The following is a 13732-nucleotide window of genomic DNA, read 5'->3' on the forward strand; positions in this document are numbered from 1 at the left end:
ACGCAGGGCGATAACGCCCGCAACTGCACGGTGCGCACGTTCGAGCATCGCACGCAGGTCGATTTGGCCGCGTATGCGCAAGGCGGCGAGCCCCAGGCGGCAGACGAAATCGCCATTGACCGCGTGTTCGCAACGAACAACGATGTATCCATAGGCGATGTGGTCGCGCTCAACGGCGTTGAGTTCCGCGTGGTGGGCATTGTGACCCTGGCCGATAACCAGGCGCTTTTCCAGAGCAATTCCGAGTTCACGGTGAATACACTTTCGTTTGGCGTGGCCGAAGTGTCGCCCGAGGGCTTCAAGGCGCTCGAGAATACGGGCTTTCTGCCGAGCTATACCTACTCGTACCGCTTCAACGATCGCGACCTTTCCGTGGCCGATCGCATGGATATCGAAAAAGACATGGTGAGTGCGCTTTCCGGCGCCCATGCGAACGTGACCGATTTGACCGACGTCGATTCGAACCAAGGCATTGGGTATGCCAAAGACGACGTGTCGGGCGACTCGGCGATGTGGACGACGCTGCTGTATATCATCATTGTGATTATGGCATTCGTGTTTGTGGTGCTCACGTCGGGAACGATTGAAGAAGAAAGCGCGATTATCGGCACGCTTCTGGCGAGCGGCTATCGACGCCGTGAGCTGGTGGCGCATTATCTCGCGCTGCCGTGCATCGTGGGCATCGCCGCCGCAGCAGTGGGCAACGTGGTGGGCTTTACGCTCATGAGCGAGCCTATGCGCAATTTGTATTATGGGTCATACAGCCTGCCTCCGTATTATGCGACCTGGAGTTGGGGCGTTTTCTTCCAGACCACCGTTGTTCCTGTGGCGGTTTTGATTCTGGTCACGCTCATCGGCTTGCTGCGCAAGATGGGCCACACGCCCCTTCAATTCCTCCGCCATGAAACGAGTAAGGGCGGCGTGAAGCGCGGGTTTGCGCTGCCCGAGTGGTTGGGCTTCACCGCGCGATTCCGCTTGCGCGTGTTCCTTCGAAATATGGGCAACTTCGCCACGCTGTTCGTGGGCATTGGGTTTGCGAGCCTGCTTTTGCTGTTCTCGCTCGCGATTCTTCCCACGATGAGCCATTACGCCGAGAATTTGCACAATACCGTTGTCGCGCAGCATCAGTATTCGCTGAAGGCGCCGCTGGAGCTTGAGGGCGCCAATGACGAGCGCGAAGCGTGGAAAGCTGCCGATAAGCTGCAGGGTGTGGAGGGCGCCCGGCTTTCGGATCTTGAGAACGCTGCCGACGATGCGCAAGAAAAGGCCGATGCCTTGAAGGCGGCGGCGGAGGCGCTGCAGGCCGAGCCGACGCTTGAAGCCATGCAAAAGGCGCAAGATGCCCAGGACGATTTCGCGAAGTCCCAAGACGCGCTGAACAGTGAGCTCGATGGCGTTGCCGCCGATTTGGGCACGACGCGCGACGACGTGGCCGATATGGTCGACAAGGTGTCCGACCTCGACCTTGACGACGAAAACGCGCATCCAGTGAATACGGTCGACAACGGTGCCGGCGCAATCGCCCAGGCCGAGAAATTCGCCGTGTATTCGCTGCAATACGATCGCGGCGAAGGCAATGGCGAGGAAACGATCGCCGTGTATGGCGTGCAGGAGGATTCTCGTTATTGGACCGATATGGACCTTGGAGACGGCAAGGCGGTCTTCGGCGGCGGCTTGGTTGACAAGTTCGGCTTCAAGCAGGGCGATGCAATCGAACTGTACGACAAGTACGAAGACAAGACGCATACGCTCACGTTCGCGGGCGACGATGGCACGTGGGGTACGAAGTCGACCATGAATATCTACATGAGCCTGGACGATTTCAACGCGATGTTCGGCAACGATGCAGCCTACTTCAATGGGTACGTTTCCGACGAGCCGCTCACGCTTGATTCCCGCTATGTGGCGAGCGATCTTACGCCTTCCGACATGGATGCCATTGGCGAGCAGTTCACGGGCATGATGGACGACATGATTGGAATGCTCGTGGGCATGTCGGTGTTCATCTTTCTCGTATTCATGTATTTGCTCACGAAGTCGGTTATCGACCACAGCGCGCGCTCCATCAGCTATATGAAGGTGTTCGGCTATCGCGACAGGGAGGTGAGCAAGCTCTACGTGCGCTCGATTACCTGGTGCGTGGCGGTATCGCTCATCGTGTGCCAGCCGCTCATCATCGTGTCGCTTACGGCGATATTCAAGGCAATGCTGCTCTCGTACAGCGGCAACATCGAGATTTACGTGCCGCTGACGTGCATTTTGGAAGTCATCGCCACGGGATTCGCGACCTATCTTGTGGTGGCGCTTCTGCATGTGCGCCATATCAAGAAAGTGCCGCTTGCGCTCGCGTTGAAAAACGCGGAATAGCGAAAGGATTGGGCGTGTAGGCGCTTTGGGAAGGGTCGCGAGAGCGGCCCTTTCTGCGTTAAAATAGTTGATACCCCAACGGCGGTTTGTGTGTCGGGCAGTGCCTTCCTCAAGAAGGGAGGTGATGCCCTATGACCGATTTTTTCACAGAGGTGGCGAACCTCGCGACTGCGCTTGTCGCTCTGGCGACGGCGATAATCGGGCTATCCGTGGCACGTGAGCAGCGCCCAAAGCGTAAAAAGAAAGGCCACCGCCGATAGGGGGTGACCTTCTTCAAGCAATGACGGCATTGCCTGGATTCCACCCGTAGGCTCGCCGTTGGGCTCATTTTATCACCGCATTTTTCTTTTGCCAACTTGATTGGCATGAAAGGCCCACCATGTCAGACGCTCATCCCGAAGATCTTACCGAAGTCGTTGAGGCCGACGAAATCGCAGCCGCCGCCCATGGCGAGCTTGGCCGCATCGCCAACAAGCTCTATGATGAAGACGCCTCTACCGAAGAGTCGTTCATGGCATTCATGGAGTGGTGCGAGTCGCGCGGCATTGAGCTGTGGCCGCACCAGGAGGAAGCTCTCATGGACATCATGGTGGGCGATCATGTGATTTTGGGCACGCCGACCGGTTCGGGCAAATCGCTCGTGGCGCTTGGCATGCATTTCATGGCTATGTGCTTCGGCGAGCGCTCCTATTACACGGCGCCCATCAAGGCTCTTGTGAGCGAGAAATTCTTCAACTTGGTCGAATTGCTTGGCCGCGATAATGTGGGTATGATCACCGGCGACGTGCATATCAACGTCGATGCGCCCGTGATTTGCTGCACGGCCGAGATTCTCGCGAATCTCGCGCTTCGCGAGGGTGCCGAGGCCCAAGTGCATTCGGTGGCGGCCGACGAATTCCACTATTTCAGCGATTTCGATCGTGGCTGGGCGTGGCAGGTGCCGCTGCTCACGCTTCCGAAAACGCAGTTTCTGCTGATGAGCGCCACGCTTGGCGACGTCGATGAAATCGCTGCGACGCTGCAGCGCCAAACGGGCAATACGGTGAGCCGCGTGATGAACGCCCCGCGCCCCGTGCCGCTTTCCTATGAATACGTGAAAACGCCAATCGAGGCCACGGTCGAGCTCGCCTTGCGGGCTGGCGAAGGCCCCATGTATTTGGTGCATTTCTCCCAAGATGCCGCGCTCTCTACGGCGAGCGCGCTTGCGAGCTACGGCGTTGCCACTAAAGCGCAACGCGAGGCGGTCAAGGAGGCCATGAAGGGCACGGCGTTTACCACTGCATTCGGCAAAACGCTCAAGCGCTTGCTCGGCTTTGGCGTGGGCGTGCACCATGCGGGCATGCTGCCGCGCTATCGCTTGCTTGTCGAAAAGCTCGCCCAGCAGGGCCTTTTGCCGGTAATTTGCGGCACCGACACGCTGGGCGTGGGCATTAACGTGCCCATCCATACCGTGGTTTTCACGCAGCTCACGAAATTCGACGGCTACAAAATGCGCCGCCTGCGTTCGCGTGAGTTCCACCAAATCGCCGGTCGCGCGGGCCGTTCGGGCTTCGATAGCGAAGGCCGCGTGCTCGCCGAGGCGCCCGAGCATGAAATCGAGAACTACAAAGCCATGGTGAAGGCTGGCGGCGACGAGAAGAAGCTGCGCCGCATCAAGAAGAAGAAAGCGCCCGAGGGCTTCGTGAATTGGAGCGAGCAGACCTTCGATCACCTCATTGAATCGCAGCCCGAAAAGCTCACGCCGCGTTTGCTCATCACCCATTCCATGGTGCTTTCCGTGGTGGAGCAGGGCGGCGACGCGCGCGCTCGCGTCGAAGCGCTCATTGACGACTCCATGCAGACGCCCGAGGAAAAACTCAAGCTCTCGCAGCGCGCCGACGAAGTGTTCGCCACGCTCATCGATGCCGACGTGGTGGAGCGCCGCGAGGCCGAAGATGGCGGTACCGAATACGTGCTCACGATGGACCTGCCTGATGATTTCGCGCTCGACCAGCCCCTTTCGCCGTTCTTGCTCGCGGCGCTTGAGCTGCTTGACCCCGAAAGCGACACCTATGCCCTCGATGCGGTTTCCATGGTTGAAGCGACGCTCGAAAACCCGCGCCAGGTGCTGCGCGCGCAGGAACGCAAGGCGCGCGACAAGGCTATGGCCGAAATGAAGATGGACGGCGTCGATTACGATGAGCGCGTGGAGCGCATCGCCGAGGTCACCTATCCCAAGCCGCTCGAAGACCTGCTCAATTCCGCCTTCGCGCAGTATTGCGAAAAGGTGCCGTGGGCTCGCGACTTCGAGCTGAGCCCCAAGTCGGTTCTGCGCGACATGCTCGAAACGGCAAGCGACTTCAAAGGCTACATTCAGCGCTTGGGCATCGCGCGTTTCGAGGGCATTCTGCTTCGCTATTTGGCCGAGGCCTTCCGCGCGCTCGATCGTACGGTGCCCATAGACAAACGCGACGAACAGATGAAAGACATCATCGCCTGGCTCGGCCTTGTGGTGAGCTCGGTCGATTCGAGTTTGGTAGACGAGTGGGCCAATGCGGGCGCGTCGCTTGACGCGGCTCCGCCCGAGGCGCAAACCGACGCCGTGGTGCGCGACAGGCGCGGCCTTACCGTGCTCGTGCGCAATGCGCTCATCTCGCGCGTGCGTCTGGCCTCGCTTGGCCGCGTGGCCGACTTGGGCGAGATGGATGCCGATTGGGGTTTTGGCGAGCGCGCTTGGCAGGCGGCGCTTGACGAGTACTTCGCCCAGCACGAGGAAATCGTGCTCGATGCCGATGCTCGTTCGAAGAAATACCTGGTCATCGACGAATCCGATGAAGAGGCGGCCCATGTGTGGCACGTGCGCCAAATTTTCCGCGACGAGTCGGACGATCGAGATTTCAGCATCAGCGCCGATGTCGATCTCGACGCGACCCAGATGGGCGATGGCGTGGTGTTCGCGAACTATCGCGTTGGCTTCATCGACGAACAGTAAAGGTGCCAAAGGGAGCTCATGCAACAATCAACTACACGCCGCACGCTGCATTACTACTGGCAGGTGACGCGCAAGCACAAGGGCCTGTTTTGGGGCCTTGTCGTATCGACGTTCCTTTTCGTGGCGTTGCTTTCGTACGGCAGCCCGTACGTCATGAGCCTCGTCGTCGATCGCGTGAGCGAGGGCGGCGTGGGTCCCGATGAGGTGTTTTCCGCCTACGGACCTTATATCGTGGCGCTTATCGCAATCAACGTCTTCGGCCAGGCCGCGAGCAAGTTTCAAGACTACACGCTTTATAGGCTGGAAATCGCGGCCGCGTATGATTTGGCCACGATGAGCTTCGACGCGTTGTGCAACCAGTCCATGAGCTTTCACTCCAACCGCTTCGGCGGCACGCTCGTGAGCCAAACATCGAAATTCATGAGCGCCTACCAGCAGATTATCGAGACCATCATGTTCCCGTTTCTGCCGGTTATTTGCTCGGTTATTTTTACGTGCGGTATTTTGGCGCCGCGTGTGCCGGTGTATGTGGCTATTCTCATGGCGCTGCTCGTGGTGTACGCCACGGTTTCGTATGTCATGTACAAGCGCATTCTGTCGCTTAATGAGAAGGCGGCGAGCGCTCAAAACCAGTTGTCGGGCGAGCTGTCCGATTCGGTGTCGAATATCCTTGCCGTGAAAACGTATGGGCGCGAAGACTATGAGCGTGGGTTGTTCGATGCGGCGAATAGGGAAGTGGTTGCGCGCGATTCGAAGCGCATGTGGGCTTCGCTTACGCGCGGCATTATCACGGCATCGATTACCGTGATCATTATGAGCGTGGTGGCCGTGTTCATCGCAGGCGGCAATGCGTGGTACGGCATCACGCCGGGCACGCTCGTGATGATGTTCACCTACACCTATACGGTCACGAACCAGTTCAATTTCATCAACAACGGCCTGCAGCGTTTCAATCGCGCGTTCGGCGACGCGAGCGGCATGACGGCCACGCTCGATGAGCCGCGCCTGGTGGCCGATGCTGCCGGCGCGCCCGATTTGCAGGTTCGCGAAGGCGCGATCGATTTTGAAGGCATTGGCTTTTCGTATGGCGACGGCGATACGAAAACGCAGGTGTTCGACGATTTCGAACTGCATATTCCCGCAGGCCAGCGCATTGGCCTCGTTGGTCTTTCCGGCGCGGGCAAAACGACGCTCACGAAGCTTTTGCTTCGTTTGTCCGATATTCAGCAGGGGCGCATCCTTCTTGATGGGCAGAACATCGCGCAATGCACGCAGCAGTCGCTGCGTCGCCAAATCGCCTATGTGCCGCAGGAATCGTTGCTGTTCCACCGCAGCGTTGCCGAGAATATCTCGTACGGCAAGCCGGGCGCCAGCATGGATGAGATTCGCGAAGCGGCGGCGCGTGCGAACGCGCTGGAATTCATCGAACGCCTGCCTCAGGGCTTCGAAACTCAGGTCGGCGAGCGCGGCGTGAAGCTGTCGGGTGGCCAGCGCCAACGCATCGCCATTGCGCGTGCCATTCTGGCCGATTGCCCGGTGCTCGTGCTCGATGAAGCGACGAGCGCGCTCGATTCTGAAAGCGAAGCGCTCGTGCAAGACGCCCTCGCCACGCTTATGAAGGGACGCACGTGCATCGTGGTGGCGCATCGCCTCTCAACGGTGGCGAGCCTCGATCGCATCGTCGTGCTCGATTCGGGCAAGGTCGCCGAAGATGGCCCGCACGAGCAGCTTATCGCCGCCGGCGGCGAATACGCCAACTTGTGGAATAGGCAGACCGGCGCTTATTTGGAGTAGTGCCGTTTCAAAACGGCACTACCGGCTGACGCTGCGCGACAATCTGGCGGCGCATTTCGGGCGTGCGCCGTTTTGAAGAAAATGCAGGGAAGGCCCGGATGGGAGACGCGACGAGACCGTCGGTGTTCAAACTTGCTCTTCGTTTCAAAATGAAACACCGCCAAGCGAGCGCAGAGCGAACGCAGTGAGCGGTAGCGAGCTGTGGTCTCGTCGCGCCTCCCACCCGGGCCTTCCCGAACAGGTAACCTACTTCTTTAGCAGCGGCGTAATTTCTCCGCGGCACAGAATCTGAACCGAGCGAGTCGCGCGTGAAACGGTGGTATACAGGCGGTTTTTCGCCACGCGGTCATCGGCGGGGAATACGCGTGCGCTCGCGTCGGGCACGATCACGTGGTCGAATTCCAGGCCTTTTGCCAGTTGCAGCGTGATAATCATGGCGCCGTTCGTGGGCAGCTCGGCTGCCGTTTCCATATCGACCAAGCCATCGGCGGCATCGCCCAAGAACGCGCGCAGGCGCTTGGCCTCGTGCTTCCATGGCACCACGATGGCCGTAAGCCCGTCGTTTTCCTTCGCGTGCGCAACGGCTTCGCGCAATGCGGCGGCGTATTCGTCGTCGTTGCCGTAACAATCGACGCGCACGGGTTCGCTTGCGCGTTGCACCGACGAGATTTTCGCGCGCTGCTCGGCAGGCAAAAGACCTGCGAAAATCTCGGTGATTTCAGGCGAGGAGCGGTAGCTCGTAAGCAGGCTGCAGGTTGAAATGCCGCCGCGCAGACGCGTGAATACTTCGCGCACCTCGGCAAACGACGCCGTGCTGGGGTTGATTGCCTGGTTTTCGTCGCCAAGGAGCATGAAATGCGCGCGACGGAAGAAACGCGCGAGCACGGCGAGCTGGGCCGCCGAATAATCTTGCACCTCGTCGATCATCACGTATTTCGCGTAGGCGTCGCCCAGGCCGGTGATTGCCATCTTCAAATAGAGCCATTCCAGCGCCGAGAGGCTCTTTTCGCCCAAAAGGCGCATGCCAATGCGATCGATGCGCAACCACGCGTCGTCTTGCACTGCGCGGAATGCTCCCTGGTAGCGGTCTTGCAGAAGGCGCAACGCGAAATCGCGCGCCTCCTTTTCGTCGACGGGCGCATAGGGCTCGCCGAACTGGGAAAGCTGCTCGTTGAGCGTCATGCCCTCGAGCTCTTCAAGCACGGCAGAGCCCGACGCGAGCTGCTTCACGCGCGCCTCAAGGGCGTCTTCCAAATCTTCGCGCATGAGCGTGGCGCGGTGCGGTCCGGCGGGAACGTTGCGGTATTTCGCATTCACCTTGCGAATCTGGTTGATGCCCAGAAGTTTCACGTTGCCATGGTGCAGTTCGCGGAAATCATCGTCTTCGAATTCGAGGTTCGCGATGGCTTCGTCAATGCGCCATAGGGCGCTGACGGGCACGCTCTTCTTCTCAGCAGCCTTGTCAAGCGGCATCACGCGGCTCGCGAATTCCGCCCACGTGAGCGTTTCGGGATTGCGTTCTCCCATATCAGGAAGTACGTTCTCGATATATGTGCGGAAAATCGGGTTCGGCGTGATGAGGAATACTTCGCTTGGGTCGAGCTCGGTGCGATTTTGATAGAACAGGTATGCGATGCGCTGCAGAAGCACGCTCGTCTTGCCGCTGCCCGCAATGCCTGCCACCAAGAGCGCGGGAACATCTTCGTGGCGCACGACTTCATTTTGCTCGCGCTGGATGGTGGCGGTAATGGCCTTCATTTGCGCGGTGCGCTGATGCGAAAGCGATTCAAGCAGAAGCGCGTCCTGAATGGCGACGGTGGTGTCGAAATAGGCGTGGAGCGTGTCGGCTTCGATGTCGAACTGGCGTCGGCATGCGAGGTCGACATGGATAGTGCGTCCGTTCGCCACATAGCTCGTGGCCCCGTTGCTCTGGTTGTAATAGGTTTCGGCTACAGGGCTTCGCCAGTCAACGACGAGACGCTTGTAGTTGTCGTCGGAAATGCCGGCGGCGCCGATGTAGAGCTCCTTGGGCGGCTGGCCGGGCTTGAATTGCAGCGCGACTTTCGCGAAGTACGGCTGGCGCAAAAGCAGGCGGCAGCGCGCCAATTTGTCGGCGGTCACTTCCTGCTGCGCGTTGTACGAATCGATGACGCTGTTCACGGCACCGTACGACGCGTAGGTTTCGCTCGTTTCGGTATCGCTCGTGAAGTCGTTCGAGATTTCGGAAAGCAAATCGAGCTTATCGCGTGCGGCTGCGGCGCTCGTGGCTTCCATTTTGCGCACGAGTTCGCCTCGCATCTTTTCCAGCTCGGCGTATACCTCGGAAAGATGCGCCTGTTCGGTGGCGAAAACGGGGTCGTCGGGCGAAGTGCCGAACGCCTGGGCGTCTTCGGCTGCGGTATTTTCTTGCATAGCGGCTCCTAGCATTCGCGGGCCAAAATTCGGACAAACTAGTTTACCCGCATTTCAGCCCACAAGCCAACGGCGTGCCTTGTCGTAAAGAAATCACCATGCATTCGGGCTCTCAAAAGCGCTGCGCGGCCATGGCCATGCTATCCGCGTTTCGAGCCCTGCCTGCGAATGCCGCCTTTGTGCCCGCAGGCCTTGTTGGGGCCAATGCCCTTCGCAGAGGGCCCCTTCGCACCTGCGCATCGTGCTGTTTGCATGGCAGCTTTGCGCGCAAGCGCCGCTTCGAACGCCTTGGTGGAAGAAGGGCGTGCCATTATTTCTCGAGCCAATTGATGATGTCGTCAGGGGTGGTGAAAACATCGCAGAATGCGCGCCAATCACAGGAATTGAGACCCGTTTCGCACGAGAGGTCGAGCATTTCCACGAGCGGTTTGAAGTAGCCGTCAACGTCGAGCAGAGCGCAGGTGGCCTTCAGTTCGCCAGCCTTGATTTGCGACATCACGCTGAAGAATTCTTCGAACGTGCCAAGGCCTCCCGGCAGCGTGACGAAGGCGTCGGACATGCTCACCATGTGCTTGATGCGCGTGGAAAGGTCGGGCTCCTCCACGTTTTCGATGCCTTCGACAATGGCGCGCCCCTTGGCGGTGAGGCCCGTGGTGGTCACGCCGAACACGCGCCCACCTGCAGCGACGGCGGCATTCGCGACATCGCCCATGAGACCCTTGTCGTAACCTCCGAACACGAGCTCGTGGCCGCGCGCGGCGATGGTTTCGCCGAGAGCCTTTGCTGCATCGACATATTTCGCGTCAAGGTTGTCGGAAGAGGAACAGAACACGCAAATTTTCATAGTGCGCCTTTCGATTCTTGAGGTGTTTCTTCCATGCTATCGCAATTGTCCGGGTTCTCCAAAATACGGCAACGTCGTTCGCGGTCTTTGCGGAATGTGGCTTTCGAACCGAAGCTACCGTACAGTCGCGTCGTGACTTTCGCGAAAAATCATCTTGAATCGAACATTTATTCGCTTTAGAATAACGAAAAGATGTTCGATTTTGCGGAAGGGGCGCGGTGGATACAACGGCAAAACTCGCATTGCTCGCTGATGCTGCGAAATACGACGTCGCCTGTACGTCGAGCGGCATTGATCGCGATGCGCGCATGGGCGCCCTTGGCAACGCGACGGCGGCGGGCATATGCCATAGCTTTTCAGCCGACGGGCGCTGCATCACGCTTTTGAAAGTGCTGTTCACCAACGTGTGCGTTTTCGATTGCGCCTATTGTGTGAGCCGCTGCTCCAACGATGTTCCGCGCGCTTCTTTTCGGCCGCGTGAATTGGCCGACCTCACCATGGAGTTCTACCGGCGCAATTACATCGAGGGCCTGTTTCTTTCGAGCGGGGTTTTGAAGAGCCCCGATTACACGACGGAGCGCATTATCGAATGTTTGCGCATCCTTCGCGAGGAATATGGCTTTCGCGGCTACATTCATGCGAAGGCGGTTCCGGGAACATCGTCCGATTTGCTGGCAGCACTCGGGCTTCTCGCCGATAGAATCAGCGTGAATATGGAGCTGCCGTCGAGCGAAAGCCTTGCGCTTTTGTGCCCGAATAAAACGCGCGATTCCATCGTTGCGCCCATGCGCCAAATTCGCGAGGGCATCGCCGAAGATCGCGATACGCGGGCGCTTATGCGGCGCGATGCGTGTTATATGGCGCAGCGGCGTCCTGCCCGAAAAACGCGCGCATTCGCGCCGGCGGGGCAAAGCACGCAAATGATCATCGGCGCAACCCCCGAAACCGATTTCCAAATACTGAATCTCTCCTCGTCGCTCTATAAAACGATGCATATGAAGCGCGTGTTCTTCTCGGCGTATTTGTCGGTAAACGAAGACGATTGGCTGCCGCAGGGAAATGCCGTGCAGCTCGATAGGGAGCACAGGCTTTATCAGGCTGATTGGCTTATGCGCTTCTATAAGTTCGACGCAGCGGAGCTCATCGATGAGGGCCAGCCGTTTCTTGCCACCGACATCGATCCGAAGGCGAACTGGGCTATCAACCACCTCGATAGGTTTCCCATCGAGGTGAACACTGCGCCTTATGAGGAACTTTTGCGCGTGCCTGGCATTGGGGTGCGCGGGGCGAAGGCGATTGTGGGTGCGAGGCGCGCCACGGCGCTCGGTGAAGCCGAGCTTCGCAAGCTCGGCGTGGCATACAAGCGGGCTCGGTTTTTCATTACGTGTCGGGGTCGCTATCAGGGCCATGGCACGCGCTTTGACAAAGAGAGCTTGCATGCTCAGCTCGCAGCGCCCATTCAGGCGGGGTCGCATGGCCGTCGGTCGGGCAAAGTGCTCGCAGGGCAAATGAGCCTTTTCGATGATGGAGGCTAGGCGCTTCAGCGCATATTTTTAGCTACTATAGGGCGCAGGTGAAAATGTCTCAGCGCGCGCATGCGTTGGGGCTTTCGTAGAGGAGGAAACGGTATGTCGAAAAAAGGGTTCGATGGCCTTATGCGCCGCTCGTGCACATCGGTTCTCGTGGGCCGTGCCGCAACGCGCGACGGCTCTATTCTCATTGCCCGCAACGAAGACAACACCACGCCTGCTGCGCCGAAATCGCTTCGCATGGTGCCAGCGGGCGAACGCAATGGCGTCGAGCTTGTATCGGGCGCGAACGGGTTTGCCATCACGTTGCCTGAAGGGGGCCTTCGCTATTCCGCCATGCCCGACGTTACGCCCGAGGAAGGGCTTTTCGAAGAGGCCGGCGTGAATGCTGCCCATGTTGCGATGTCGGCTACCGAAAGCGCGCTGGCAAACGATCGCGTTCTGGCATTCGACCCCTATGTGGAAAATGGCCTTGCCGAAGATGCTATGCTCACCGTTGTGCTGCCTTACGTGAAAACGGCACGCGAAGGCGTGAAGCGTTTGGGCGAAATCGTGGCTGCGCATGGCTCCGCCGAAAGCAACGGCGTGTTGTTCGCCGACCATCTGGAAGCGTGGTATATGGAAATCGCTACGGGCCATCATTGGGTTGCTCAGCGCATTCCCGACGATTGCGTTGCCGTGGTCGCGAATCAGCTCTCGATCCAGGAAGTCGATTTCGAAAGCGACTCATTCATGTATTCGGAGGGAATTCGCGAATTCGTCGAGGAGCATGCGCTTAATAGCGCCTTAGGCGGCGGTGGGGAGCATCCGTTCAACTTCCGTGAGATTTTCGGCACCAGCTCCGATGGCGACAGGCGTTACAACACGCCACGCGTATGGGATGGCTTGCGTTTGCTTGCTCCCGAAATTGCGAAAGAACATACGGTGGTCGATAGCGATTTGCCGTTCGTTTTCCGGCCCAACCGCCTGCTTGGAGTTGAAGATGTAGCGGCGGTGCTTTCGAGCCATTTCGACGAAACCGAATTCGACCCCATTGGCACCGCTGGCGACGAATTCTCGCGCAAACGCTATCGCGCTATCGCGCTCTCGCGCACGCAGGAATCGCATGTGCTCCAAATCGAAGGCGTGTTTGGGCTTTCTGCCGAGCAGTGCGCGCAGGCTGCGTTTAAAGGCGAACTCGCATCTCCCATTTGTTGGGTCGCGCTGGGCACGCCGTGCTTCTCGCCTTATATGCCCCTGTTCTGCGACGCCCACATGTGGCCGACGTGCTTTGACGATGCGGCGCCTAAACCCGATTTGAGCCACCCGTATTGGGTGTTCCGCTCGCTTCAGGCGGCAAGCGATGCGCGTTTTGCGGTCACGCAGGTGCGTTCGGGCGACTACAAAAGCGAGCAGTGGCAAAAAGCCTTGCGGCATGCGCAGCGCGTGCATCGCGAGGCACTGGCGGCTCCCGCAGAAGAACGCGCGGCGGTATACGAAAAGGGCAACAGCGAGCTTGCTTTGTGGGTTGTTGCCGATGCTCAAAAGCACCTTGCGACGCTTCTGCTCGACCTGTCGATCGCCTCACCGCTCACGTTTAAGATGAACCCGAATTTATAGCATGGTCCCCAGTGGCCAATGATGGCTGTTGGGGTTTGCGCATGGTGCGGTTTGCCGTGCTGCGGCAGGGCGCGAAGCGTGCTTATCGCTCAAGAAAGAAGGATTGCCGCCGATGGACGACCTTGAGCTTGCCTACGTGCATGATGGTTCGCTTGAAGGGCTGCTCACGGCGGTCTTTCTCGCCTTTGAACGGAAGGAATACCCTTCTGACGTATC

The 13732-nt window shown here is 58.9% G+C and carries 7 protein-coding genes; 5 read left to right on the forward strand and 2 right to left on the reverse strand.

What is annotated here, in order from left to right; genetic code table 11:
* The 3 genes from ACWI8T_RS05035 to ACWI8T_RS05045 all read left to right on the forward strand — a co-directional run.
* The coding region (locus ACWI8T_RS05035) for an FtsX-like permease family protein (protein ID WP_449138174.1) at nucleotides 1-2367 on the forward strand (2367 nt) is incomplete at its 5' end.
* A gap of 379 nt (nucleotides 2368-2746) precedes the next feature.
* Nucleotides 2747-5338, forward strand: a complete 2592-nt coding sequence (locus ACWI8T_RS05040) for a DEAD/DEAH box helicase (protein ID WP_449138175.1) — start codon at nucleotides 2747-2749, stop codon at nucleotides 5336-5338.
* A gap of 18 nt (nucleotides 5339-5356) precedes the next feature.
* Nucleotides 5357-7132 (forward strand): ABC transporter ATP-binding protein, encoded by a 1776-nt coding sequence (locus tag ACWI8T_RS05045; protein ID WP_449138176.1) that lies wholly within the window; start codon nucleotides 5357-5359, stop codon nucleotides 7130-7132.
* 246 nt (nucleotides 7133-7378) lie between these two features.
* Here the strand turns inward: ACWI8T_RS05045 and ACWI8T_RS05050 are convergent, their stop codons facing one another.
* The gene (locus ACWI8T_RS05050) at nucleotides 7379-9544 is read right to left on the reverse strand and encodes a HelD family protein (protein ID WP_449138177.1); all 2166 of its coding nucleotides are present in this window, start codon (nucleotides 9542-9544) and stop codon (nucleotides 7379-7381) included.
* 310 nt (nucleotides 9545-9854) lie between these two features.
* Nucleotides 9855-10388 (reverse strand): LOG family protein, encoded by a 534-nt coding sequence (locus tag ACWI8T_RS05055; protein WP_418860629.1) that lies wholly within the window; start codon nucleotides 10386-10388, stop codon nucleotides 9855-9857.
* 218 nt (nucleotides 10389-10606) lie between these two features.
* Between ACWI8T_RS05055 and ACWI8T_RS05060 the strand changes: the two genes are divergently transcribed.
* Both ACWI8T_RS05060 and ACWI8T_RS05065 read left to right on the forward strand, forming a co-directional pair.
* Nucleotides 10607-11923, forward strand: a complete 1317-nt coding sequence (locus ACWI8T_RS05060; protein WP_449138178.1) for a putative DNA modification/repair radical SAM protein — start codon at nucleotides 10607-10609, stop codon at nucleotides 11921-11923.
* A 93-nt stretch (nucleotides 11924-12016) separates the two neighbouring features.
* The gene (locus ACWI8T_RS05065; protein ID WP_449138179.1) at nucleotides 12017-13516 is read left to right on the forward strand and encodes a C69 family dipeptidase; all 1500 of its coding nucleotides are present in this window, start codon (nucleotides 12017-12019) and stop codon (nucleotides 13514-13516) included.
* The last annotated feature ends 216 nt before the right edge of the window (nucleotides 13517-13732 follow it).

Source organism: Slackia sp. (genome assembly GCF_977041755.1).